The organism is Streptomyces sp. WAC03905 (assembly GCF_057371075.1).
Genome location: NZ_JBXYDZ010000003.1, coordinates 5,967,470 through 5,990,523, shown reverse-complemented (window position 1 = coordinate 5,990,523; position 23,054 = coordinate 5,967,470). Strand labels below are relative to the sequence as shown.

Below are 23,054 nucleotides of genomic sequence, written 5' to 3'. Positions count from 1 at the left end.
GCCCCCACGTACGCACGCCGAAGGGCGGCACCCGGATCCCGGGTGCCGCCCTTCGGCGTTGGTGTGCCGCGCGGCGGCGGTTACTTGCCCGCGCGCATGACCTCGGGCTCGTGGCGGCGCAGCAGGCGCTGCACGAGGAAGCCGCACGCGATGCCGATGGCCAGCAGGATGATGATGTTCAGGCTCCACTGGCCGACCGTGGCGTCCCAGAGCGGGTCGGTGTTGGTCGGGTTGTCCTGGTCCCACGGCGGCATGAGCTTGCCGAGGTTCAGCGTGGTGCCGGCGGCGGCGACGGCCCAGCGGGACGGCATCAGCCAGGCGAACTGCTCCAGGCCCGGGGAGTCGTAGACCTGGAAGAGGATGCCGGTGAAGACGACCTGGACGATCGCGAACATCACGAGCAGCGGCATGGTCTTCTCGGCGGTCTTCACCAGCGAGGAGATCACCAGGCCGAACATCATCGAGGTGAAGCCGAGCGCGATGACCGACACGCACAGCTCGACGGCCGGCGGCATCAGCAGGCCCTCGGCGGGCAGGTCGCGCGGGGCGAAGCCGATCGCGCAAATGATCACGCCCTGGATGGCCGTGATGATGCCGAGGACGATCACCTTCGACATGAGGTACGCCGTCCGGGACAGGCCGGTCGCGCGCTCGCGCTCGTAGATGACGCGTTCCTTGATCAGCTCACGGACCGAGTTGGCGGCGCCGGAGAAGCACATGCCGACCGCGAGGATCAGCATGATCGTGCCCGCGTCGCCGTTGAACCGCGACGGCGGGGTCGGCGGCGCCAGGCCGAAGGTCGCCGGGATGACCGTGGAGACCACGCCCAGGACCGCGGGCAGGATCAGCATCAGGCCCATGAAGCCCTTGTCCGACGCGATGACCGAGACGTAGCGGCGGATCAGCGTCCACAGCTGCGAGCCCCAGCCCTGGGGCTTGGTCGGGCGCATCTGCTGCGCCGGCGGCATGACCACCGGCTGCGGGGCGACCGCGTCGAGCTCGGCGGCGTACAGCTGGTAGTGCTGCGAGCCCTTCCAGCGGCCCGCCCAGTCGTAGTCGCGGTAGTTCTCGAAGGCCGAGAAGACGTCCGCCCACGTGCTGTAGCCGAAGAAGTTCAGCGCCTCGTCCGGCGGCCCGAAGTACGCGACCGACCCGCCCGGGGCCATGACCAGCAGCTTGTCGCAGAGCGACAGCTCGGCGACGGAGTGCGTGACGACGAGGACCGTGCGGCCGTCGTCGGCCAGCCCGCGCAGCAGCTGCATGACGTCGCGGTCCATGCCCGGGTCGAGGCCGGAGGTCGGCTCGTCCAGGAAGATCAGCGAGGGCTTGGTGAGCAGCTCCAGGGCCACGGACACGCGCTTGCGCTGGCCACCGGAGAGCGCGGTGATCTTCTTGTCCTTGTGGATGTCGAGCTTGAGCTCGCGCAGCACCTCGTCGATGCGGGCGGCGCGCTCGGACTCGGCGGTGTCGCCGGGGAAGCGGAGCTTGGCCGCGTACTTGAGCGCGGTGCTGACCCGCAGCTCCTTGTGCAGGATGTCGTCCTGCGGGACCAGACCGATGCGCTGGCGGAGCTCCGCGAACTGCTTGTACAGGTTGCGGTTGTCGTAGAGGACGTCGCCCTGGTCGGCGGGCCGGTAGCCGGTCAGCGCCTTGAGCAGCGTCGACTTGCCGGAACCGGACGGGCCGATGACGCCGATCAGCGACTTCTCCGGGACGCCGAAGGTGACGTCCTTGAGGATCTGCTTGCCGCCGTCGACCGTGACGGTGAGGTGGCGGGCCGAGAAGGAGACCTCGCCGGTGTCGACGAACTCCTCCAGGCGGTCCCCGACGATGCGGAACGTCGAGTGGCCGACGCCGACGATGTCGTTCGGGCCGAGGAGCTGCGTACCGGACTTCGCCAGCAGCTGGCCGTTGACGTAGGTGCCGTTGTGGCTGCCGAGGTCGCGGATCTCGAATCTGCCGCCGGGCATCGAGTGGAACTCGGCGTGGTGGCGGGAGACCTGGAGGTCGGAGACCACCAGCTCGTTCTCCAGCGCGCGGCCGATCCGCATGACGTGGCCCAGCGAGAGCTGGTGGAAGGTCGTCGGGCTGCGGTCGCCGCCGTAGCCCGGCGCCGCGGCCTGCGGCTGGCGGGGCGCCGCGCCGCCGCCCTGCTGCTGCGGGACGTGGGCCTGCGGCTGGTGCTGCTGCTGGTTCCAGGCCTGCTGGGGCTGCTGCGGAGCCTGGTAGGCCGCGGCCTGCGGCTGGGCGTACGCCTGGGCCGGGGCCTGCTGCGCGTGCTGCTGCGCGACGGCGGGCTGCGGCGCCGCGGCGGCGCTCAGATTCAGCCGCGGTCCGTCGGTGGCGTTGCCCAGGTGGACCGGCGTACCGGGCACCAGTGCGGTCTGCTGGACCCTGGTCCCCTGCACATAGGTGCCGTTGGTGCTGCCGTGGTCCTCGAGCCCCCAACCCTGGCCGTTCCAGGCGATGGTGGCGTGCCGCCACGACACCCGCGCATCGTCGATCACCACGTCTCCCTGGGGGTCGCGCCCCAGCGAGTACGACCTGGACGGATCGAGCGTCCAAGTCCTGCCATTCAATTCCAGTACGAGTTCCGGCACTCCAGCCCCACTTAAGTCCCCCGAGATTCCCCCATGACGTCAGGGAGTCTAGGGATGGCGAACATCCGGGGGAACTATTTCAGGCCCGCAGCCGTATGTGGAATCCGGGCCTTGCCCGGGCGTCCACGTCTGCCCGTTGACGGGGTCGAAAGCCACCCGGAGAGTGAGATACGGGACTTCTCGCCCGGGGGTGGCCGGTACGGGGCTGGCCCTGCTGGGTGCGGACGCGGCCGGGGGTCTGCGGGGCCGGGGGTCTGCGGGGCCGATGACGGCCGCCGTGGTGGTCCTCGCGGTCGGTGGAACCGTGGACCCCTCGGGTGACGTCTCGGTCTTCGGAGTTGCCGGGGCGGGGGCCGAAGCCTCCCTGGACGTCATGCCCCTGGGGGTGTCGCTGGCCGGCGCCCTGGTGCCGGCGGCGTTGTTCCTGCGCTCGCTGCGGGCCGAACGGGCGCGCGCGAGACGGCCGCCAGGGTCGTCGCGGTCGCGGCGCTGCTCGTCGCGACGGCGGGCGGCCCGGCGTGGGCCGGGCACGACGTGGTCACCCTCGACGGCACGGCGCTGCCGCCGACCCAGGTGCGGATCGAGGTGCCGGGGGTCGGGGACATCGGCGGGCTGCTCCCGGGGCGCGTCGGGGACCTGGTGACGCGCGGAGCCGGGTGGGCTTCTCCGTGCGGCCCGACCGACCTTGCTCGGCGCGGCCGTGTGGGCGCTCACCGTGCTCGCGGTGGCGCTGCTGGTCTCGCGGCGCGGGCCGGCCGCGGCGGTGGGGGCGGCGGTGGGCGACGACCGTCCGAGGCCGGTGCAGGGTGCCGCGCTGCTCGGCGCTCCGAACGGGAGCTGGCTGGGGGCGTGCGTGCCGGGCGCGGCGGGGTCACGGGAGAGCCGGCGCGGCTGCTGCCGGATCCGCGGGACGACCTGCTGTCCGCGTCCCCGCGGGAGCCGGTGACGGTGGCCCGCCTCGCGGAGTACGACGGGCGGGTCCGGCTGCTGGTGGCGGGGGTGTGCCTGCTGCTGCTCGCCGCGGGCGTGCTGGCGGCCGTACGGACGCCCGGGCGCCGGGTCATGGGGGGCGCGGTACGGATGGGAGCGGTGACGGGGGTGGCCCTGGCGGTGCTGGTGGGGCCGACCCGGTTGTCGGCGGACGCCTCGATGGCGGTGCCGGGCGTGGGCATGGTGGACGCCGGGGTGGAGCTGCGCGGGACCTCCCCCACGCCCTGCTGCCGGGCACGGTGTGGGGGCGGTGGCCGGCGGGGCCGGTGCGCTGCTGGTGGACCGGGGCCGGACGCGGGCCGCTCGTGCGGCCGGTCCGGCGGGGCAGGCGGGGCGGACGGCCGCGGGCGGGCCCGCGGGCCGGGTCCGGCGGATCCCGGCCCGCCCACGGCGCCGCCGTACGCGCCGGGCCGGGGCGGGGACGGCGGTGGCGACCGCCGGGGCCGGGGCAGGGACGGCGGTGGCGACCCCCGCGGCCGGCGCAGGGGACCACGGTGGCGACCGCCGCGGCTGCGGCAGGGACGGCGGTGGCGACCGCCGGGGCCGGGGCGGCGGGCCGGGAGCGCCGCCCGGTGGGCCCTTCCGTACCTGGATCCGGACGTCTCGTGGGACGTGACGGTCACCGCAATCGCGCCGCCGAAACCGCCCCGGCCGCCGGAACCCCAGGAGCCACCGGAACCACCGGCTCCGCCGCGGTGACGCCGGGCGCGGTGCCGCACGTTCAGGCGGGGGACGCGGCACGTTCAGGAAGTGGGACGGGGGTCTCGTCGGGCGGGCGGGGAAGATACGGTGAGGGCACCATGAGCGCATCGCAGACCTCCGACGTCCCCACCCTCCTCGTCAAGATCTTCGGCAAGGACCGTCCCGGGATCACCGCCGGGCTGTTCGACACCCTCGCCGCCTACTCCGTCGACGTCGTCGACATCGAGCAGGTCGTCACCCGTGGCCGCATCGTCCTGTGCGCCCTCGTCACCAAGCCCGTCGGCAGCACCGAGGGCGACCTGCGGGCCACCGTCCACAGCTGGGCCGAATCGCTCAAGCTGCAGGCCGAGATCCTCTCCGGTACCGGTGACAACCGGCCGCGCGGCAGCGGCCGGTCCCACGTCACCGTGCTCGGCCACCCGCTCACCGCCGAGTCCACGGCCGCCATCGCCGCGGAGATCACCGGCGCCGGCGGCAACATCGACCGCATCTTCCGGCTCGCCAAGTATCCGGTGACCGCGGTGGAGTTCGCCGTCTCCGGTGTGGAGACCGAGCCGCTGCGGACCGCGCTGGCCACGGCGGCCGCACACATCGGCGTGGACATCGCCGTCGTGTCGGCCGGGCTGCACCGCCGGGCGCAGCGCCTGGTCGTCATGGACGTGGACTCGACCCTCATCCAGGACGAGGTGATCGAGCTGTTCGCCGCCCACGCCGGGTGCGAGGCGGAGGTCGCCGAGGTCACCGAGCGGGCCATGCGCGGTGAGCTGGACTTCGAGCAGTCGCTGCACGCCCGGGTGGCGCTGCTGGCGGGCCTGGACGCGTCGGTCGTGGACAAGGTCCGTGCCGAGGTGCAGCTGACCCCGGGCGCGCGGACCCTGATCCGTACGCTGAAGCGGCTCGGCTACCAGGTGGGCGTGGTCTCCGGCGGCTTCACCCAGGTGACGGACGACCTGCGGGAGCGGCTGGGGCTGGACTTCGCCTCCGCCAACACCCTGGAGATCGTCGACGGGAAGCTGACGGGCAGGGTCACGGGGGAGATCGTGGACCGGGCGGGCAAGGCCCGGCTGCTGCGCCGCTTCGCCGCCGAGGCGGGGGTGCCGCTGGCCCAGACGGTGGCCATCGGTGACGGCGCCAACGACCTGGACATGCTGAACGCGGCCGGGCTGGGCGTGGCCTTCAACGCCAAGCCGGTGGTCCGCGAGGCGGCGCACACGGCGGTGAACGTTCCGTTCCTGGACGCGGTGCTGTACCTGCTGGGCATCACCCGCGAGGAGGTCGAGGCCGCCGACCTGGCCTGACCGCTCGTCGGTGCCCCCGGCACCCCGATCCCGGACATGAGCGGGCCCCGGCGGCCGGAACGGCTGCCGGGGCCCCTTCGCGTGCGGGTCCCGTCAGTGCCCCTTGGGGGTCCAGTAGTCCAGCAGGGTGCCCACCCCGTGCTCCAGGGACTTCCACGAGCCGGTGAAGGAGACGACGGCGAGCGCGGCGGTCGGGAATCCCGTGCGGTTCATCCGGGCCAGGGTGTCGCCCTCCGCGCGGCCGGAGAGGGCGTCGGCGAGGGCGTGCATGCCCGGGTTGTGGCCGATGACGAGGAGGTCGGAGACCTCGTCGGAGGTCTCGTTCAGCAGGGCGATGAGCTCCCCCGGCGAGGCGTCGTAGATCCGCTCCTCGTAGTGGGTCTTCGGCCGGTGCGGCATCTCCTGCACGGCGAGCTTCCAGGTCTCGCGGGTGCGGACCGCGGTGGAGCAGAGGGCCAGGTCGAAGGCGATGCCGGTCTCGGCGAGCTTCAGACCGACGGCCGGCGCGTCCTTGCGGCCCCGTTCCGCCAGGGGGCGGTCGTGGTCGGACACCTCGGGCCAGTCGGCCTTGGCATGCCGGAGGAGGGCGATCCTGCGGGGTGTGTCTGCGCTCATGGCTCCCAGCTTCGCACGAAACGGGCCGTGGGGCGCAGGGCGTTGAGGGGGTTCGTCCCTGGTGGTGGGGGCGCTCGGGGGGTCAGCCGACGGCGCGCAGCAGCTGCTCGGCGACTTGGACGAGACCGGAGACCTCGCCGGTGGCCGCGTGCGCCTCGCCGGAGCCGGCGAGGAGCAGCAGGAGCAGGCCGAAGGCGAGTGCGGGCAGGGCCAGCGCCCACCAGTGCAGGCGGGTGCTCGCGGCGGGGGCGGCGCTCGCCCGGCGGGCGGACGGGAGGGACCGGGTGTGCGTGGGGGCCGACATGGCCGCCTCCGTGGGTGTGTGGACCGGACTGGCTCGCTGCCTACGAATCTATGGATCCGGGACGGCGGTTCCCATCCGGGGCACACCCCACTCCACCCTGAGCCTGACCCCCTAGGGGTTGGTGGGGATATCCCCACCACCAGGGTCGCCACCGGGGGTCGGCGGCGGCGTCAGGGGGAGGCGATCGTCGCGATGACGGAGATGATCACGGTGATGCCGAGGAAGGCGCCGAGGACGAGGCCGAGCTTCTTGCGGCCGTCCTGGGGGTTCGGTTCGAGTACGGGCGACATGCGGTCAGTCTCGCATGCCGCATTCGTCCTCGATCGTGCGGTCCCGCCCTGCCAGGACGCCGAGGACGATCTGCGGGACGAGCAGGGCCGCCATCAGGGCGAGCGGCAGGTCCCAGCCGCCGCTGTGCTGGTAGAGGGTGCCGATGACGAGCGGGCCGGGGATGGAGATGAGGTAGCCGGTGCTCTGGGCGAAGGCGGAGAGCCTGACCACGCCGGCCGGGGACTTGGCCCGCATCCCGATCATGGTGATGACGAGGGGGAAGGCGCAGTTGGAGACGCCGAGCAGGAGCGCCCAGGCCCAGGCTCCGGCGGCGGGGGCGAAGTAGAGCCCGAGGTAGCCGGTGAGGCCGAAGACGCCGAGGGTGACGGCGATGGCGCCCTGGTTCCGCATGCGCCCGGCCAGGCCCGGGATGACGAAGGCCAGCGGGACGCCCATGACCATGGTGACGGCGAGCAGCACCCCGGCGGTGGAGGCGGAGACCCCGGCGTCGCGGAAGATCTGCGGGAGCCAGCCCATGGTGATGTACGCGCCCGTGGCCTGGAGGCCGAAGTAGCAGGCCAGGGCCCAGGCGGTACGGCTACGGGTGATCCGCGGGCCCGCGTCGGCCCGTACGGCTGCGCGTCCGCCCGGGCCGGCGGCGGCCGCGGTCCGGTCGGCGCGCCGGGCGGCGCGGGCGATGGGCAGCCACAGCAGGAGGGCGACGACGGCGAGGAAGGACCACAGCAGCAGGCCGGTGCGCCAGCTGCCACCGAGGGCGGCGGTCAGCGGGACGGTCGCGGCGGCGGCGAGCGAGGTGCCGGCGGCCAGGGCCATCGAGTAGAGGCCGGTCATGGTGCCGACCCGGTCCGGGAAGTAGCGCTTGACGATCACCGGGAGCAGGACGTTGGTGAGCGCTATGCCGGCCAGCGACAGGGCGCTGGCGGCGAGGAAGCCGACGGCGCCGTCGGCGAAGGGGCGGATCAGCAGCCCGGCGGCGACGGCGGCCATCGCGGCGCAGACGACGGCGACGGGGCCGAAGCGCCGGGAGAGCCGGGGCGCGGTGACGCCGAAGACGGCGAAGCAAAGGGCCGGAACGGAGGTGATCAGTCCGGCGACGGTGCCGCTCATGCCCAGGCCGGTGCGGGTCTCCTCGAAGAGGGCGCCGAGGCTGGTGATGGCGGGCCGCAGGTTGAGGGCGGCCAGCACGATGCCGACGATGAGGACCGGGCCGAGCCAGGTCGGCTGCGCCGTCGCCTGCGGGGAGGCGGGTGTGGCACGGTCCGCAGCGGGCCGGTCGAGCGTCGTGGTTTCTTCGTCGGACATGGAACCATCATAGAATCATGGGATGATTGGTTGTCCAGTCGCCCGTATCCCATCCGCGTGAGGAACCCATGCCACTGACCTCGCCCCGGCGCTCCGCGCTCGTCGATCAGGTGATCGCCCAGTTGCGCAACCAGATCACCTCCGGCGAGTGGCCGGTCGGCTCGCGCATCCCCACCGAGCCGGAGCTGGTGGAGCTGATGGGCGTCGCCCGCAACACCGTGCGCGAGGCGGTCAGGGCGCTCGCGCACAACGGCCTCCTGGACATCCGGCAGGGCTCGGGCACGTACGTCATCGCGACCAGCGAGCTGGCCGGCGTGATGCACCGGCGCTTCGCCGGGGCCGAGCCGGGGCACGTCGCCGAGCTGCGCTCCACGCTGGAGTCCTCCGCGGCCCGGCTGGCGGCCGAGCGGCGTACGGAGCGGGACCTGGTGCAGCTGGACGCCCTGCTGGCGCGCCGCGAGGAGGCCTGGGCGGGCGGGGACGCCGAGCGCTTCGTCGCGGCGGACGTGAGCCTGCACATGGCGGTGGTGACGGCCTCGCACAACGAGGTGCTGATCGAGCTGTACGCGGACCTGGGCGAGCTGGTGGCCGACTGGCTGCGGGCCGACGTGGGCACCGTGCTGGACCCCGCCGCCCATCTCGACCACGCTCGGCTGATCGAGGCGATCCGGCGCGGGGACGGGGACGCGGCCGCCTCGGAGGCCGCGGGCTACCCCTTCGCCTGCCTCGGCAAGGACGGCGGGGGCGCCGACGGCGCAGGCCCCGACGACGGCGGGAGCGGTCGGGTCACGGGGTCCGGGGGCGGCACGGACGCGCGGGGGGAGCCGGTCACGCCCGTCGGTGGCTGACCCAGGCCGCGCGGACCTCCTTCCAGCAGCGTCCGGTGAGCTCGACCCGGCCGGTCGGGCCGACGGCCACGGCCGCGCCGTCGCCGTCCACGTCCCACCAGCGGTCGCACTCCACGTGCAGGCTGACCAGGTCGGTCTCCGGGTAGACGTTGTGGCAGTGCGCGGTGACCTGGGATCCCTCGATCGAGGTGGCGCAGTCGGCGCCGAAGAGTTCACGCGCGGCGGGCGGCGGGGGCTGTACGGGGGGCTCGGCGGGGATGTCGGAGAAGTCCACGACGGCCGGGCCGGCCACCTCGGGGCCTGAGGCGGCCTCTTCTCCGGAGGGCTGCGCGGCCACGGCCGGGATCAGGAGTCCGGTCACGATCACCGATGTGACCAGTATCGATACCGCTCGGCTCGGCCTGGTGCGCACTCCTGCCTCCTCCCCGCCGGAGCCGGGAAGATCCCGACCTGGCCAGTTTGCAGGCATCTGTCCCGGTTTTCGACTCGGGAAGATCCGGTCAGCCGGTGAACATGCGAGCGAAGCGGCCCCGGGGCGCGGGGGCGGCCGGGGACCACGAGAACGGCGGCGGCCGCGCCTCCCCCGAGGGGAAGCGCGGCCGCCGCCGTACGGGCACGGGGTCCTGACCGGGGGTCAGGCGCCCATCGCGTGCACGCCGCCGTCCACGTGGACGATCTCGCCCGTGGTCTTCGGGAACCAGTCCGACAGCAGGGCGACGACACCGCGGCCGGTCGGCTCCGGGTCGCTCATGTCCCACGACAGCATGGAGCGGGTGTTCCAGACCTCGGCCAGCTCGCCGAAGCCCGGGATGGACTTCGCGGCCATGGAGCCGATCGGACCGGCCGAGACCAGGTTGCAGCGGATGTTCTCCTTGCCCAGGTCGCGGGCGAGGTAGCGGCTGGTGGCCTCCAGGGCGGCCTTGGCCGGGCCCATCCAGTCGTACTGCGGCCAGGCGAACTGCGCGTCGAAGGTGAGGCCGACGACGGCACCGCCCTCCGCCGGGAAGAGCGGCTTGCAGGCCATGGTCAGCGACTTCAGCGAGAAGGCGGAGACGTGCATGGCGGTGGCGACCGACTCGAACGGCGTGTTCAGGAAGTTGCCGCCAAGGGCGTCCTGCGGCGCGAAGCCGATGGAGTGCACGACGCCGTCGAGGCCGCCGAGCTCGTCGCGGACGAGACCCTCCAGGCGGGCCAGGTGCTCGTCGTTGGTGACGTCGAGCTCGATCACCTTGACCGGCTTGGGCAGCTTCTTCGCGATGCGCTCCGTCAGGGACGGGCGCGGCCACGCGGTGAGGATGACCTCGGCGCCCTGCTCCTGGGCCAGCTTGGCCGTGTGGAAGGCGATGGAGGACTCCATCAGCACACCCGTGATGAGGATGCGCTTGCCCTCGAGAATTCCGCTCATGGTGATCAGTGACCCATGCCCAATCCGCCGTCAACGGGAATGACGGCTCCGGTGATGTACGCGGCGTCGTCGGACGCCAGGAAGCGGACGGCTGCCGCGATCTCCTCGGGCTGCGCGTAGCGGGCCAGCGGCACCTGCGCCACGATGCCCGCACGCTGCTCGTCGGTGAGGACCTTCGTCATGTCGGTGTCCACGAAACCGGGCGCGACGACGTTGAAGGTGATGTTGCGGGAGCCCAGCTCGCGGGCGAGCGAGCGGGCGAAGCCGACCAGCGCGGCCTTGGAGGCGGCGTAGTTGGCCTGCCCCGCCGACCCCATGAGCCCGACGACCGAGGAGATCAGGACGACGCGGCCCTTCTTGGCGCGCAGCATGCCGCGGTTCGCGCGCTTGACCACCCGGAAGGTGCCCGTGAGGTTGGTGTCGAGCACCGAGGAGAAGTCCTCCTCGGACATGCGCATCAGCAGGGTGTCCTTGGTGATGCCGGCGTTGGCCACGAGCACCTCGACCGCGCCGTGCGCGTCCTCGACCTGCTTGTAGGCCTGCTCCACCTGCTCGGAGTCGGTGATGTCGCACCGCACCGCCAGGACACCGAGTTCGGTGAGGGCCTGCGGCGGCTCACCCGACCGGTACGTGATCGCGACCTTGTCGCCGGCCTCCGCGAAGGCTCGGGCGATGGCGAGGCCGATGCCCCGGTTTCCTCCGGTGACGAGAACCGAGCGGCTCAACGGATCACCCTTTCGCTAGCGGTCTGAATACCGAAAACCTATAGGTCGCAGCGCTCGTACGGAGAATCGAGCCCCGACAGGGCCTCGCGGCGGGCTCTGTCGAGTCCCTACAGAAAGATGTAGGCACAAGGGCCCCGATCGCGACATGATCGGGGCGACCGTCCCCGACCCCGGGAGGACTTCCGTGCCCCATTCCATCGACGCGGCCTTCACCGCGCTGCCCCTGCGGGCGCTCGCCGACGCGGCGCTCGCCCGGGCCCGCGCGCTGGGCGCCGACCATGCCGACTTCCGGCTGGAGCGGATCCGCAGCGCCTCCTGGCGGCTGCGCGACGCCAAGCCCTCGGGCGGGTCCGACACCACCGACCTCGGCTACGCGGTCCGGGTCGTGCACGGGGGCAGCTGGGGGTTCGCCTCCGGCGTGGACCTGACCATGGACGGCGCCGCCAGGGTGGCCTCGCAGGCCGTCGCCATGGCCAAGCTGTCCGCCCAGGTGATCAGGGCCGCGGGCTCGGACGAGCGCGTGGAGCTCGCCGACGAGCCGGTGCACGCGGACAGGACGTGGATCTCGTCCTACGAGGTGAACCCCTTCGAGGTGCCGGACGCGGAGAAGGCGGCGCTGCTCGCCGACTGGAGCTCCCGGCTGCTGGCGGCCGACGGCGTCGCGCACGTGGACGCCTCGCTGCTCGCCGTGCACGAGAACAAGTTCTACGCCGACACCGCGGGCACCACGACCACGCAGCAGCGGGTCCGGATCCACCCGCAGCTCACGGCGGTCGCCGTCAACGGCACCACCGGCGAGTTCGACTCGATGCGCACGATCGCCCCGCCCGCCGGCCGCGGCTGGGAGTACCTGACGGGCACCGGCTGGGACTGGAACGCCGAGCTGGAGGAGATCCCGGGCCTGCTCGCCGAGAAGATGCGGGCGCCGAGCGTGCAGGCCGGGCGGTACGACCTGGTGGTGGACCCGTCAAACCTGTGGCTCACCATCCACGAGTCCATCGGCCACGCCACCGAGCTGGACCGGGCGCTGGGCTACGAGGCGGCGTACGCGGGGACCTCCTTCGCCACCTTCGACCAGCTGGGCAAGCTCCGGTACGGCTCTCCGATCATGAACGTGACGGGCGACCGGACCGCCGAGCACGGGCTGGCCACCGTCGGTTTCGACGACGAGGGCGTCGAGGCGCAGAGCTGGGACCTGGTCAAGGACGGCACCCTGGTCGGCTACCAGCTGGACCGGCGGATCGCGAAGCTGACCGGTCTCGGACGGTCCAACGGCTGCGCCTTCGCCGACTCCCCCGGGCACGTGCCGGTCCAGCGGATGGCGAACGTGTCCCTCCAGCCGGACCCCGGTGGCCTGTCCACCGAGGACCTGATCGGCGGCGTGGAACGCGGCATCTTCGTGGTCGGCGACCGCTCCTGGTCGATCGACATGCAGCGCTACAACTTCCAGTTCACCGGGCAGCGGTTCTTCCGGATCGAGAACGGCCGGCTGGCCGGGCAGCTGCGCGACGTCGCCTACCAGGCCACCACCACCGACTTCTGGGGCTCGATGGAGAAGGTCGGCGGCCCGCAGACCTACGTCCTGGGCGGCGCCTTCAACTGCGGCAAGGCCCAGCCGGGCCAGGTCGCGGCGGTCTCGCACGGCTGCCCGTCCGCGCTGTTCCGCGACGTGAACATCCTGAACACCACGCAGGAGGCCGGCCGATGAGCCGATCGACCAAGCCGCACGAGATCGTCGAGCGGGCCCTGGAGCTGTCCACCGCCGACGGATGCGTCGTCATCGCCGACGAGGAGTCGAGCGCCAACCTGCGCTGGGCCGGCAACGCCCTGACGACCAACGGCGTCACCCGCGGCCGGACCCTGACGGTCATCGCCACCGTCGACGGCAAGGAGGGCACGGCCTCGGGGGTCGTCTCGCGCGCCGCCGTCACCGCCGAGGAGCTGGAGCCCCTCGTACGGGCCGCCGAGGCGGCCGCACGGGGCGCCGGTCCCGCCGAGGACGCCCAGCCGCTGGTCAGCGGGACCCCGGTGTCGCCGGACTTCACCGACGCCCCCGCCGAGACCACCTCCGCCGTGTTCGCGGACTTCGCCCCGGCCCTCGGCGAGGCCTTCGCCCGGGCCCGGGCGGGCGGCCGGGAGCTGTACGGCTTTGCGCACCACGAGCTGGTCTCCACCTACGTCGGCACCTCCACGGGCCTGCGGCTGCGCCACGACCAGCCCACCGGCACCCTGGAGCTCAACGCGAAGTCCCCGGACCGTCAGCGTTCGGCGTGGGCCGGCCGCTCCACCCGGGACTTCAAGGACGTCGACCCGACCGCGCTGGACGCGGAGCTCGCCGTACGGCTGGGCTGGGCCGAGCGGAAGATCGACCTGCCCGCCGGGCGGTACGAGACGCTGCTGCCGCCGACGGCCGTGGCGGACCTGCTGATCTACCAGATGTGGTCGGCGTCCGCCCGGGACGCGGTGGAGGGCCGTACGGTCTTCTCCAAGCCCGGCGGCGGCACCCGGCTCGGCGAGCGGCTGACCGACCTGCCGCTGACGCTGCGCAGCGACCCGAACGCGCCGGGCCTGGAGTCCGCGCCGTTCGTCATCGCCCACAGCTCCGGCGACGACGTCTCGGCCTTCGACAACGGCTTGCCGGTCCCGGCGACCGAGTGGATCCGCGACGGCGAGCTGGCCCGGCTGTCGACGACCCGGCACACGGCCGGCCTCACCGGCCTGCCGGTCTCCCCCGGCTTCGGGAACCTGATCCTGGACGGCGGCGGCGAGAAGTCCCTCGACGAGATGGTCGCGGACACCGAGCGGGGCCTGCTCCTGACCTGCCTGTGGTACATCCGCGAGGTGGACCCGGCCACGCTGCTGCTGACGGGGCTGACCCGGGACGGCGTCTACCTGGTGGAGAACGGGCAGGTCGTGGGCGAGGTGAACAACTTCCGCTTCAACGAGTCCCCCGTGGACCTGCTGTCGCGAGCGTCGGAGGCGGGCCGTACGGAGAAGACCCTGCCGCGCGAGTGGAGCGACTGGTTCACGCGGGCCGCGATGCCGGCTGTCCGCATCCCGGACTTCAACATGAGTTCGGTGAGCAAGGGCGTCTGACCCACCTAGACTGAGCACGGCATTTCCACAGAACGTAAGGAGTCGAGAGACCGTGACGGACATCGTCGACGAACTGAAGTGGCGCGGGCTCTTCGCCCAGTCCACCGACGAAGAAGCGCTGCGCAAGGCCTTCGCGGACGGTCCGGTCACGTTCTATTGCGGCTACGACCCGACCGCCGCCTCGCTGCACGTCGGCCACCTGGTGCAGGTGCTCACGATGCGGCGGCTCCAGCTGGCGGGCAACCGGCCGCTCGCGCTGGTCGGCGGGGCCACCGGTCAGATCGGTGATCCCCGTCCGACCGCCGAGCGCACCCTGAACGACCCCGCGGTCATCGCGGAGTGGGTGAACCGGCTGCGCTCGCAGATCGAGCCGTTCCTGTCCTTCGAGGGCGAGAACGCCGCGGTCCTGGTCAACAACCTGGACTGGACGGCGGGCATGTCCGCCATCGAGTTCCTGCGTGACATCGGCAAGCACTTCCGCGTCAACAAGATGCTGACGAAGGACTCGGTCGCCAAGCGGCTGGAGTCGGACCAGGGCATCAGCTACACGGAGTTCAGCTACCAGTTGCTCCAGGGCATGGACTTCCTGGAGCTCTACCGGCGCCACGGCTGCACCCTCCAGCAGGGCGGCTCGGACCAGTGGGGCAACCTGACGGCCGGCCTCGACCTGATCCACCGGGTCGAGCCGGACGCCCACGTCCACGCGATGGCGACCCCGCTGATGGTGAAGGCGGACGGCACCAAGTTCGGCAAGACCGAGGGCGGGGCCGTCTGGCTGGACCCGGAGATGACCACCCCGTACGCGTTCTACCAGTTCTGGCTGAACGTGGACGACCGGGACATCTCCACCTACATGCGGATCCTCTCCTTCAAGTCCCGTGAGGAGCTGGAGGAGCTGGAGGCGCAGACCGCCGAGCGGCCGCAGGCGAGGGCCGCCCAGCGGGCGCTGGCGGAGGAGCTGACCACGCTGGTGCACGGCGCGGACCAGTGCACCGCCGTGATCGCGGCGTCGCGGGCGCTGTTCGGCCAGGGCGACCTGGCCGAGCTGGACGAGGCCACGCTGGCCGCGGCCCTGTCCGAGCTGCCGCACGCCAAGGTGTCGGAGCCGGCCCCGGTGGTGGACCTCTTCGCGGAGACGGGTCTGGTCGCGAGCAAGTCGGCCGCCCGCCGGACCGTGAAGGAGGGCGGCGCCTACGTGAACAACGCGAAGGTCACCGCCGAGGACGCGGTCCCGGCCAAGGAGGACCTGCTGCACGGGCGCTGGCTGGTGCTGCGCCGCGGCAAGAAGAACCTGGCCGCGGTCGAGGTCACCGGCGCCTGACGCGCCCGGGCGCGTCACACCCCGGCAGGCGGCGGAGGGGCCGGTTCGGACCGTAGGGTCCGGCCGGCCCCTCCGTCATGCGCCGGGGGTGACGCGGACGGGCTCAGGTCATCTGGCGGCTGCCTCCGCGCATCGCCTTGTAGGCCATCTCGCCGAGGAAGACGAAGAGGACCGCTCCCGCGAGCTGCAGCAGGTGCCGGGTCCAGTCGATGCCGCGGGTGTCGGCGACCCCGATCCAGGCGGCGACGGCGTTGCCGAGGACGCTGCCGATGATGCCCATCAGCGTGGTCAGCCACAGGGGCTGGTGCTGTTTGCCCGGCAGGATGGCCTTGGCTATCAGTCCCAGCACGAAACCGACGATGATCGCCCACAACCAGCTCATGTCCAGCCTCCTCCTGGCGCGGTCTGCGCACGTGCGCCCAGTGTCGGCCCGTGCGGCACAGTGCGCATTTCGGGCGGCACCGATGGGGGTCCCCCCTGTCCCCGCTTCGGCGGAGGCGGCGTACCGTGGAAGGGTCCGGGCCGGGGAAGGCCCGGCGGGCGATCGGGTGGTAGGACGTGGAACGGGTGAACCGACAGAAGCGGAACGGGGCCGAGGTCTTCCGGATCACCGGCGCCCGGATGGGGCTCGCCGAGGACGTACGGGGCCGTCAGCGGCGCTACGTCATCTCGATGACGGTCAGGACCCTGTCGGTCATCGCGACCGTGCTGTTGTGGAACGTGTCCCGCCCCGTGGCGATCGTGACGCTCGTCGCGGGCGCCCTGCTGCCCTACGTGGCCGTGGTCATCGCGAACGCGGGACGGGAGTCGACGCCGTCGCTGCCCTCGCACTTCGTCCCGGCTCCGGTCCGCCCGGCGCTGGACGCGGGAAACCTCAAGAAAAGCTCAGATCAATCATGAAGTTCCGGTGCACTGCACCCGGTCCTGCGTGACATACTGCTCACGCGCTCCGCATCCCCCGTCGGAGCGACGGACCGACGCCGGGCAGCTCCCCCCGTGGCTGCTCGGCGTCGCCTTTCCGTTCGAGACACCCTCTAGGGTGAGGTCGTGACTTCCTCCGACTCCCCCGCTCCCGACGAGATCCCCAGTTGCTCGGCCAAGGGCTGCCGCGACGCGGCCGTCTGGGTCCTCGCGTGGAACAACCCGACGCTGCACACCCCGGAACGGCGCAAGACGTGGCTGGCGTGCGAGGAGCACCGCGAGCACCTGTCCCAGTTCCTGGGGGTCCGCGGCTTCCTCAAGGACGTGGTGAAGCTGGAGGAGTGGGTGCAGCCGGAGGGCTCGGAGCGCCCGCGCTGACCTCCCACCGGGTGGGGCCGGCCCGCATCGGTGAGGGCCGGCCGTGCCGGGCCCGTACAGGGCAGCCGTCGGCCGGTGCGGGTCGGCCGCCGTTCAGCCGCCGATCGCGGACATGGGGCGGTCGGGCTGCAGGAACGAGGGGTCGTCGAGGCCGGAGCCGGCCTTCTTCCCCCACATCGCCACCTTCCACAGCCGGGCGATCTCCTCGTCCGGGGCGCCCGAGCGCAGGGCGGAGCGCAGGTCCGACTCCTCGGTGGCGAACAGGCACGTGCGGATCTGGCCGTCGGCCGTGAGCCGCGTGCGGTCGCAGGCACCGCAGAACGGGCGGGTGACGGAGGCGATGACGCCGACGGTGGCGGGACCGCCGTCGACGACCCAGCGCTCGGCCGGGGCGGAGCCGCGTTCGTCGGCGCCCTCCTCGGTGAGCGTGAAGCGCGTGCGCAGCGACTCCAGGATGTCCCCGGCGGTGATCATGCCGTCGCGCTTCCAGCCGTGCTGGGCGTCGAGGGGCATCTGCTCGATGAAGCGGAGCTCGTACTCGTTCTCGACGGCCCAGGCCAGCAGGTCGGGGGCCTCGTCGTCGTTGAGTCCGGGCATGAGTACGGCATTGACCTTCACGGGGGTCAGGCCGGCCTCGCGGGCCGCGGCCATGCCGTCGATGACGTCCCTGTGCCGGTCGCGGCGGGTGAGGGTCTTGAAGACCTCGGGACGCAGGGTGTCCAGGGAGACGTTGACCCGGTCGAGGCCGGCCGCCTTCAGGGCCTGGGCCGTGCGCTTGAGGCCGATGCCGTTGGTGGTGAGCGACATCTTGGGGCGGGGTTCCAGCGCGGCGCACTGTTCGACGATCCCGACCAGGCCGGGACGGAGCAGCGGTTCGCCGCCGGTGAAGCGGACCTCGGTGATGCCGAGCTGCGTGACCGCGATGCGGATCAGCCGGACGATCTCCTCGTCGGTGAGGAGGTCGGACTTGCCGAGCCACTGCAGACCCTCTTCGGGCATGCAGTAGGTGCAGCGCAGATTGCACCGGTCGGTGAGCGAGACGCGCAGGTCAGTGGCCACGCGGCCATAGGTGTCGAGAAGCACTGTGGGCCCCCTCCCCTGTCCGGAAGTAGACATACGCGCGACCTTGGATCTACTGCACGCGTTCTATTTCGAGACTACGGGACGCGCGTGCCGTTGCGTGATGCCCGAATGAACGAGACGTGACGTGGCCGCGTCGTAGGGAACTACGACACGGCCACGCTGGGTGTTCGGACGATGTCAGTGCGCCCCTGTTCCGGTGAGGGAGCGGACCTCCAGCTCGGCGAACTTCTGCGGGTCCGCCTTCTCCTTGGTGAGGACGGTTCCCAGCCATCCGAGGAGGAAGCCGAGGGGGATGGAGATGATGCCCGGGTTCTCCAGGGGGAACCAGAAGAAGTCCGCGTCCTTGAACATCGAGGTGGGCTTTCCGGACACGACCGGGGAGAACAGCACCAGGCCGACGGCGGAGACCAGGCCGCCGTAGATGGACCAGAGCGCTCCCTGGGTGGTGAAGCGCTTCCAGAACAGGCTGTAGAGGATCGTCGGCAGGTTGGCGGAGGCGGCGACCGCGAAGGCGAGCGCGACGAGTCCGGCCACGTTCAGGTCGCGGGCCAGCGCGCCCAGGCCGATGGCGACGGCGCCGATGACGACGGTGGACCAGCGTGCGGCGCGTACCTCCTCCTGCTCGGTCGCCTTGCCCTTGCGGATCACGTTCACGTACAGGTCGTGGGCGAAGGACGAGGAGGAGGCGAGGGTGAGTCCCGCGACGACGGCGAGGATGGTGGCGAAGGCGACCGCGGAGATCACGGCGAGCAGGACGGCGCCGCCGGTGGAGTCCGCGCCGCCGCCGACCGCCTGGGCGAGCAGGGGGGCGGCGGTGTTGCCGGCCTTGTTGGAGGCGAGGATGTCCGCGCGCTCCAGCAGGGCCGCGGCGCCGAAGCCGAGGGCGATGGTCATGAGGTAGAAGGCGCCGATGATGCCGATCGCCCAGTTCACGGACTTACGGGCGGCCTTCGCGGTGGGCACGGTGTAGAAGCGGATCAGGATGTGCGGGAGGCCGGCGGTGCCGAGGACCAGGGCGAGGCCGAGGGAGAGGAAGTCCAGCTTCGAGGTGGAGTCCTTGCCGTACTTCAGGCCCGGTTCGAGGAACTTCGCCCCCTGTCCGCTGTTCTCGGCGGCCTTGCCCAGCAGGTCGGAGACGTTGAAGTCGAACTTCACCAGCACCAGGAAGGTGATCAGCAGGGCGCCCGCGATCAGCAGGACCGCCTTGATCATCTGCACCCAGGTGGTGCCCTTCATTCCGCCGATGGTCACGTAGACGATCATCAGGACGCCCACGAGTGCGACGACCGCCACCTTGCCGCCGTCGCTGGTGATACCGAGGAGCAGCGAGACCAGGACGCCGGCTCCGGCCATCTGGGCGAGCAGGTAGAAGATCGAGACGACGATGGTGGAGGTGCCGGCGGCGGTGCGGACGGGCCGCTGGCGCATCCGGTAGGCGAGGACGTCGCCCATCGTGTAGCGGCCGGAGTTGCGCAGCGGCTCGGCGACGAGCAGCAGGGCGACCAGCCAGGCCACGAGGAAGCCGATGGAGTAGAGGAAGCCGTCGTAGCCGAAGAGGGCGATGGCTCCGGCGATGCCGAGGAAGGACGCGGCGGACATGTAGTCGCCGGAGATGGCGAGGCCGTTCTGGAAGCCGGTGAACTGGCGGCCGCCCGCGTAGAAGTCCGCGGCGTCCTTGGTCTGGCGGCCGGCCCAGACGGTGATGATCAGGGTGGCGACGACGAACAGCCCGAAGAGCGTGATGATGAGCGGGCGGTGCTCGGAGGCGCCCGCGGCGAGCGTCGTGAGGCCGGGCGTCGCCAGGTGGTGCGTGCCGCTCATTCGGAGCCCTCCATCCGCGCCTTGATCGCCGCCGCCCGGGGGTCGAGCCTGGCCGCGGCGTGGCGCGCGTAGAGCCAGGCGATGAGGAAGGTCGTCGCGAACTGGGCGAGGCCGAGCACGAGGGCGACGTTGATGTTGCCGAAGAGCTTGGTCCCCATGAAGCCGCCCGCGTAGTTGGACAGCAGGACGTAGAGCAGGTACCAGGCGATGAAGGCCACGGTGAGCGGGAAGGCGAAGGAGCGGTAGGAGCGTCGGAGTTCGGCGAACTCGGGGCTCTGCTGGACGCTCACGAACTCTTCGGCCGTGGGGCCCGCCAGGGGCGTTCCCGTGCTGCCCGGAGGCGGCGCTGCTTCGGTGGTCACGGGGGAATCTCCTTGTGACGCAGGTGCGGTGGGGACGACGGACAAAACAACCTCCGTGGGGCGGGGCCGATGGCGCTGACCCCCCTCTGTCAACGGCACGGCCGGCGTGTCGGGACGGTTCAACACCCGTGGATTCTTCGGGAACTGATTTCTCGAACTGATGGCGGAAAGGGGAACGTCGGCACTAGGTTCACTTGTCATGGACCCGTCCGACGCGACCGCGTGCGGACGGCTTTTTCACGATGATCTGGAGAACCCATGGCTCATCTGGGATCCGTCCGCCGGCGCGCCCTGGCCGTACCGGTCGGCCTGGCGCTCACCGCCTCGCTCGCCCTGCTGCCCTCGGTGTCGGCCTCCGCCGCCCCGCTCGGCACCACCGCGGACGCGGCGACGGCTGCGAAGGCCTCGACCACCGGCCCCAAGCTGTCGTACGTGGCGAACCTGAACGCCTACGCCACGATGAAGGCGGCGAAGAAGGCCGTCGAGCGGGCCGGCGGAACGGTGGTGACGGCCTATGAGCAGATCGGGGTCGTCGTCGCACACTCCCAGAACCCGGACTTCGCCAAGCAGCTGCGCGCCCAGCGTGGGCTGTTCGTGTCGGTCGGTGCCACCCGGACGGCCCCGATGCAGGCCGTGCAGACCACCGACGAGGGCGCGACCCAGCTGCTGAGCGGGGCGGACGCCGCCAAGGCGGCGGCGCGGGCACAGGAGGGTCAGGAGCCGCTCGAACCCAACCAGTGGGACCTGCGGACGATCAAGGCCGACGAGGCTCACAAGATCAACGATGGCAGCCCGGACGTCACCGTGGGCATCATCGACACGGGCGTGGACGACACCCACCCCGATCTCGCCCCGAACTTCTCCAAGGGCCAGTCGGCCAACTGCGTCGGCGGGGTCGCCGACACCACGGACGGCGCCTGGCGCCCGTACCCCGACGGCAGCGACCACGGCACGCACGTCGCCGGCACCATCGGCGCCCCGCGCAACGGCGTCGGCATCAGCGGTGTGGCGCCCGGCGTGAAGATCGCCGCGATCAAGGTGAGCGAGCCCGGAACCAGCCTCTTCTACACCGAGGCGGTCGTCTGCGGCTTCATGTTCGCCGCCGAGAAGGGGATCGAGGTGACCAACAACAGCTACTACGTCGACCCGTGGCTCTTCAACTGCAAGTCCGACGACGACCAGAAGGCGCTGGTGGAGGCCATCGGCCGGGCCACCAAGTACGCCGAGCGCAAGGGCACCCTGCACGTGGCGTCGGCCGGCAACTCCAACCAGGACCTGGCGGCCGACTCCCTGGAGGACACCACCAGCCCGAACGACACCACCCCGGTGACGCGCACCATCGACCCGAAGGTCTGCCTGGACCTGCCCACCCAGCTGCCGGGCGTGGTCACCGTCTCGGCGACCGGTGACAAGGGCCTGCGCTCGTACTACTCCAGCTACGGCCTCGGGGTCGTGGACGTCGCGGCCCCCGGCGGCGACAAGTGGCAGGTCCCGGCCACGCCGGACGCCAACGGCCGGGTGCTGTCGACCGTCCCGGGCGGCGGCTACGGGTACAAGCAGGGCACCTCGATGGCCGCCCCGCACGTCGCGGGCGTCGCGGCGCTGCTCAAGAGCGCCCACCCGGGGGCCACGCCCTCGCAGCTCCAGGCGATGCTCAAGGCGCAGTCCACCAAGGCGGCCTGCCCGACGCAGATCTACGACGCCGCGGGCACCCTGGTCGACGCCACCACCTGCCAGGCCAAGTGGGGGCAGACGGGCTACTACGGCTACGGCGTCGTGGACGCCCTCAAGGCCGTGAAGTAGGGCATGAAGCAGGCCGTGCAGTAGCAGAGGCAGCGCGGCGTACGGGCCGGGCGGGGTGCTCCCCGCCCGGCCCGTCCGTGGTTCCGGCGGCTCCGGTCAGGGCTTGATCAGCACCTTGAGCGCGCTGCGGTCGTCCATCGCGCGGTAGCCGTCCGGGACCTCGTCCAGGGACACGGCGCGGTCGAAGACCGGCGCCGGGTCGATCGCCCCGCTGAGCACGTCCTCCAGCAGCTCGGGAATGTAGGCGCGGACGGGTGCAACACCACCGCGCAGGGTGATGTTGCGGTCGAACATCACGCCGAGGTCGAGGCCGGTGCCGCTGCCGTGCGGGACGCCGACGTAGCCGATGGCGCCGCCGTCACGGGTGATGTTCACCGCCGTGCGCATGGACTGCTCGGTGCCGACCGCCTCGATGACGCACGTCGCGCCGCGGCCGCCGGTGAGCTCGCGCACCGCCGCCTCGGCCGCCTCGCCGCGCTCGGCGACGACGTCGGTGGCCCCGAAGAGCTTGGCGATGTCCGTACGGACGGTGTGGCGGCCCAGTGCGATGATCCGCTCGGCGCCGAGGCGCCGGGCGGCGAGGACGCCGCACAGGCCGACCGCGCCGTCACCGACGACGGCGACGGTGGAGCCCGGGCGCACGCCCGCGCCCAGGGCCGCGTGGTGGCCGGTGCCCATCACGTCGGACAGCGCGAGCAGGCCGGTCAGCAGGTGGTCGTCGGAGACGGCCTCGGCGGGCAGCTTGACCAGGGTGCCGTCGGCGTGCGGGACGCGCACGGCCTCGCCCTGGCCGCCGTCGTGGCCGACCGAGCCCCAGAAGCCGCCGTGCTCGCAGGAGGTGAACAGGCCTTCCTTGCAGTACTCACAGGTGCCGTCCGACCACATGAAGGGCGCGACGACGAGGTCGCCGGCGCTGAGGCCGGAGACGGCGGAGCCGGTCTCCTCGACGACGCCCAGGAACTCGTGGCCGATGCGCTGGCCGGGCCGGCGCGCGGCCTCGCCGCGGTAGGCCCACAGGTCGCTGCCGCAGATACAGGCACGCAGGACGCGGACGACGGCGTCCTCGGGGCGCTGGATCGCAGCGTCGGGCACCTCCTCCACGCGGATGTCGTGCGGGGCGTGGATGACGGTGGCGCGCATGGTGGTGCAGTCCTCCGGTTCGGGATCGTCCAGTCTTGTACGACTGTGG

General features: G+C 72.0%; 23 protein-coding genes. 10 read left to right on the top strand and 13 right to left on the bottom strand.

Annotated features, from left to right (window positions below; translation table 11 throughout):
- Positions 1-80 precede the first annotated feature (80 nt).
- Positions 81-2,600: an ABC transporter ATP-binding protein/permease gene (locus AC2RP6_RS29590; RefSeq protein WP_486448942.1), complete on the bottom strand. Its 2,520-nt coding sequence runs from the start codon at positions 2,598-2,600 to the stop codon at positions 81-83.
- Between the two features lie 97 nt (positions 2,601-2,697).
- Here AC2RP6_RS29590 and AC2RP6_RS29585 point away from each other — a divergent pair, with 97 nt between their 5' ends.
- The 3 genes from AC2RP6_RS29585 to serB all read left to right on the top strand — a co-directional run bounded on the left by AC2RP6_RS29585 (position 2,698) and on the right by serB (position 5,590).
- Complete coding sequence (locus AC2RP6_RS29585; protein WP_486448941.1) at positions 2,698-3,243, top strand: streptophobe family protein; 546 nt, start codon at positions 2,698-2,700, stop codon at positions 3,241-3,243.
- Between the two features lie 206 nt (positions 3,244-3,449).
- Positions 3,450-4,289 carry a streptophobe family protein gene (locus AC2RP6_RS29580; protein ID WP_486448940.1) on the top strand — a complete coding sequence of 280 codons (840 nt, stop codon included), beginning with the start codon at positions 3,450-3,452 and terminating at the stop codon, positions 4,287-4,289.
- A 101-nt stretch (positions 4,290-4,390) separates the two neighbouring features.
- The gene (gene serB / locus AC2RP6_RS29575; protein WP_486448939.1) at positions 4,391-5,590 is read left to right on the top strand and encodes a phosphoserine phosphatase SerB; all 1,200 of its coding nucleotides are present in this window, start codon (positions 4,391-4,393) and stop codon (positions 5,588-5,590) included.
- Positions 5,591-5,683: 93 nt separating this feature from the next.
- On the opposite strand, the gene AC2RP6_RS29570 is transcribed toward serB, so the two are convergent.
- The 4 genes from AC2RP6_RS29570 to AC2RP6_RS29555 all read right to left on the bottom strand — a co-directional run bounded on the left by AC2RP6_RS29570 (position 5,684) and on the right by AC2RP6_RS29555 (position 8,102).
- Entirely contained in the window at positions 5,684-6,205 is a 522-nt protein-coding gene (locus AC2RP6_RS29570) for a SixA phosphatase family protein (protein ID WP_486448938.1), read from the bottom strand.
- A gap of 82 nt (positions 6,206-6,287) precedes the next feature.
- A complete protein-coding gene (locus tag AC2RP6_RS29565; protein ID WP_486448937.1) occupies positions 6,288-6,509 on the bottom strand; it encodes a hypothetical protein in 222 nt (73 codons plus the stop codon).
- Positions 6,510-6,679: 170 nt separating this feature from the next.
- Positions 6,680-6,799: an SGM_5486 family transporter-associated protein gene (locus AC2RP6_RS29560; RefSeq protein ID WP_253910784.1), complete on the bottom strand. Its 120-nt coding sequence runs from the start codon at positions 6,797-6,799 to the stop codon at positions 6,680-6,682.
- A gap of 4 nt (positions 6,800-6,803) precedes the next feature.
- Complete coding sequence (locus AC2RP6_RS29555; RefSeq protein WP_486448936.1) at positions 6,804-8,102, bottom strand: CynX/NimT family MFS transporter; 1,299 nt, start codon at positions 8,100-8,102, stop codon at positions 6,804-6,806.
- 68 nt (positions 8,103-8,170) lie between these two features.
- Here AC2RP6_RS29555 and AC2RP6_RS29550 point away from each other — a divergent pair, with 68 nt between their 5' ends.
- Positions 8,171-8,950: a FadR/GntR family transcriptional regulator gene (locus AC2RP6_RS29550; protein ID WP_486448935.1), complete on the top strand. Its 780-nt coding sequence runs from the start codon at positions 8,171-8,173 to the stop codon at positions 8,948-8,950.
- Here the strand turns inward: AC2RP6_RS29550 and AC2RP6_RS29545 are convergent.
- The 3 genes from AC2RP6_RS29545 to fabG form a co-directional block, all read right to left on the bottom strand.
- Positions 8,931-9,362, bottom strand: a complete 432-nt coding sequence (locus tag AC2RP6_RS29545; protein WP_486448934.1) for a hypothetical protein — start codon at positions 9,360-9,362, stop codon at positions 8,931-8,933. The genes AC2RP6_RS29550 and AC2RP6_RS29545 overlap by 20 nt on opposite strands.
- A gap of 222 nt (positions 9,363-9,584) precedes the next feature.
- Positions 9,585-10,355, bottom strand: coding sequence for an enoyl-ACP reductase FabI (fabI, locus tag AC2RP6_RS29540; protein ID WP_030849743.1), 771 nt, complete (start codon positions 10,353-10,355; stop codon positions 9,585-9,587).
- A 5-nt stretch (positions 10,356-10,360) separates the two neighbouring features.
- Positions 10,361-11,080, bottom strand: a complete 720-nt coding sequence (fabG, locus tag AC2RP6_RS29535; protein WP_366680531.1) for a 3-oxoacyl-[acyl-carrier-protein] reductase — start codon at positions 11,078-11,080, stop codon at positions 10,361-10,363.
- Between the two features lie 184 nt (positions 11,081-11,264).
- Between fabG and AC2RP6_RS29530 the strand changes: the two genes are divergently transcribed.
- The 3 genes from AC2RP6_RS29530 to tyrS are packed head-to-tail and all read left to right on the top strand — an operon-like array spanning position 11,265 to position 15,497.
- The gene (locus tag AC2RP6_RS29530; RefSeq protein WP_486448933.1) at positions 11,265-12,788 is read left to right on the top strand and encodes a TldD/PmbA family protein; all 1,524 of its coding nucleotides are present in this window, start codon (positions 11,265-11,267) and stop codon (positions 12,786-12,788) included.
- A complete protein-coding gene (locus tag AC2RP6_RS29525) occupies positions 12,785-14,176 on the top strand; it encodes a metallopeptidase TldD-related protein (protein ID WP_486448932.1) in 1,392 nt (463 codons plus the stop codon). The genes AC2RP6_RS29530 and AC2RP6_RS29525 overlap by 4 nt, the downstream gene beginning before the upstream one ends.
- A 52-nt stretch (positions 14,177-14,228) precedes the next feature.
- Positions 14,229-15,497, top strand: coding sequence for a tyrosine--tRNA ligase (gene tyrS / locus AC2RP6_RS29520; RefSeq protein WP_486448931.1), 1,269 nt, complete (start codon positions 14,229-14,231; stop codon positions 15,495-15,497).
- 103 nt (positions 15,498-15,600) lie between these two features.
- Here tyrS and AC2RP6_RS29515 read toward each other — a convergent pair whose 3' ends face one another.
- Positions 15,601-15,879: a GlsB/YeaQ/YmgE family stress response membrane protein gene (locus AC2RP6_RS29515; RefSeq protein ID WP_030665494.1), complete on the bottom strand. Its 279-nt coding sequence runs from the start codon at positions 15,877-15,879 to the stop codon at positions 15,601-15,603.
- Between the two features lie 185 nt (positions 15,880-16,064).
- On the opposite strand from AC2RP6_RS29515, the gene AC2RP6_RS29510 reads away from it, so the two are divergent.
- The gene (locus AC2RP6_RS29510) at positions 16,065-16,397 is read left to right on the top strand and encodes a DUF3099 domain-containing protein (protein ID WP_486448930.1); all 333 of its coding nucleotides are present in this window, start codon (positions 16,065-16,067) and stop codon (positions 16,395-16,397) included.
- A 147-nt stretch (positions 16,398-16,544) separates the two neighbouring features.
- Entirely contained in the window at positions 16,545-16,796 is a 252-nt protein-coding gene (locus tag AC2RP6_RS29505) for a hypothetical protein (RefSeq protein ID WP_486448929.1), read from the top strand.
- Between the two features lie 93 nt (positions 16,797-16,889).
- Here the strand turns inward: AC2RP6_RS29505 and moaA are convergent, their stop codons facing one another.
- The 3 genes from moaA to AC2RP6_RS29490 form a co-directional block, all read right to left on the bottom strand.
- The gene (gene moaA, locus AC2RP6_RS29500; RefSeq protein ID WP_486448928.1) at positions 16,890-17,879 is read right to left on the bottom strand and encodes a GTP 3',8-cyclase MoaA; all 990 of its coding nucleotides are present in this window, start codon (positions 17,877-17,879) and stop codon (positions 16,890-16,892) included.
- A gap of 177 nt (positions 17,880-18,056) precedes the next feature.
- A complete protein-coding gene (locus tag AC2RP6_RS29495; protein WP_486448927.1) occupies positions 18,057-19,700 on the bottom strand; it encodes a solute symporter family protein in 1,644 nt (547 codons plus the stop codon).
- Positions 19,697-20,062 (bottom strand): DUF485 domain-containing protein, encoded by a 366-nt coding sequence (locus tag AC2RP6_RS29490; RefSeq protein WP_486448926.1) that lies wholly within the window; start codon positions 20,060-20,062, stop codon positions 19,697-19,699. The genes AC2RP6_RS29495 and AC2RP6_RS29490 overlap by 4 nt, the downstream gene beginning before the upstream one ends.
- A gap of 258 nt (positions 20,063-20,320) precedes the next feature.
- Here AC2RP6_RS29490 and AC2RP6_RS29485 point away from each other — a divergent pair, with 258 nt between their 5' ends.
- Positions 20,321-21,865 (top strand): S8 family serine peptidase, encoded by a 1,545-nt coding sequence (locus tag AC2RP6_RS29485; protein WP_486448925.1) that lies wholly within the window; start codon positions 20,321-20,323, stop codon positions 21,863-21,865.
- A gap of 96 nt (positions 21,866-21,961) precedes the next feature.
- Here the strand turns inward: AC2RP6_RS29485 and AC2RP6_RS29480 are convergent, their stop codons facing one another.
- Positions 21,962-23,005, bottom strand: a complete 1,044-nt coding sequence (locus AC2RP6_RS29480; protein ID WP_486448924.1) for a zinc-dependent alcohol dehydrogenase family protein — start codon at positions 23,003-23,005, stop codon at positions 21,962-21,964.
- Between the last annotated feature and the right edge of the window lie 49 nt (positions 23,006-23,054).

What these genes read in the sequence shown, in the direction of transcription:
- AC2RP6_RS29495 (WP_486448927.1), bottom strand. Translation starts at nt 19,700, where the DNA reads ATGAGCGGCACGCACCACCTGGCGACGCCCGGCCTCACGACGCTCGCC.
- AC2RP6_RS29560 (WP_253910784.1), bottom strand. Translation starts at nt 6,799, where the DNA reads ATGTCGCCCGTACTCGAACCGAACCCCCAGGACGGCCGCAAGAAGCTC.
- AC2RP6_RS29565 (WP_486448937.1), bottom strand. Translation starts at nt 6,509, where the DNA reads ATGTCGGCCCCCACGCACACCCGGTCCCTCCCGTCCGCCCGCCGGGCG.
- fabI (WP_030849743.1), bottom strand. Translation starts at nt 10,355, where the DNA reads ATGAGCGGAATTCTCGAGGGCAAGCGCATCCTCATCACGGGTGTGCTG.
- AC2RP6_RS29555 (WP_486448936.1), bottom strand. Translation starts at nt 8,102, where the DNA reads ATGTCCGACGAAGAAACCACGACGCTCGACCGGCCCGCTGCGGACCGT.
- AC2RP6_RS29485 (WP_486448925.1), top strand. Translation starts at nt 20,321, where the DNA reads ATGGCTCATCTGGGATCCGTCCGCCGGCGCGCCCTGGCCGTACCGGTC.
- AC2RP6_RS29515 (WP_030665494.1), bottom strand. Translation starts at nt 15,879, where the DNA reads ATGAGCTGGTTGTGGGCGATCATCGTCGGTTTCGTGCTGGGACTGATA.
- AC2RP6_RS29525 (WP_486448932.1), top strand. Translation starts at nt 12,785, where the DNA reads ATGAGCCGATCGACCAAGCCGCACGAGATCGTCGAGCGGGCCCTGGAG.
- serB (WP_486448939.1), top strand. Translation starts at nt 4,391, where the DNA reads ATGAGCGCATCGCAGACCTCCGACGTCCCCACCCTCCTCGTCAAGATC.
- AC2RP6_RS29550 (WP_486448935.1), top strand. Translation starts at nt 8,171, where the DNA reads ATGCCACTGACCTCGCCCCGGCGCTCCGCGCTCGTCGATCAGGTGATC.
- AC2RP6_RS29570 (WP_486448938.1), bottom strand. Translation starts at nt 6,205, where the DNA reads ATGAGCGCAGACACACCCCGCAGGATCGCCCTCCTCCGGCATGCCAAG.
- AC2RP6_RS29480 (WP_486448924.1), bottom strand. Translation starts at nt 23,005, where the DNA reads ATGCGCGCCACCGTCATCCACGCCCCGCACGACATCCGCGTGGAGGAG.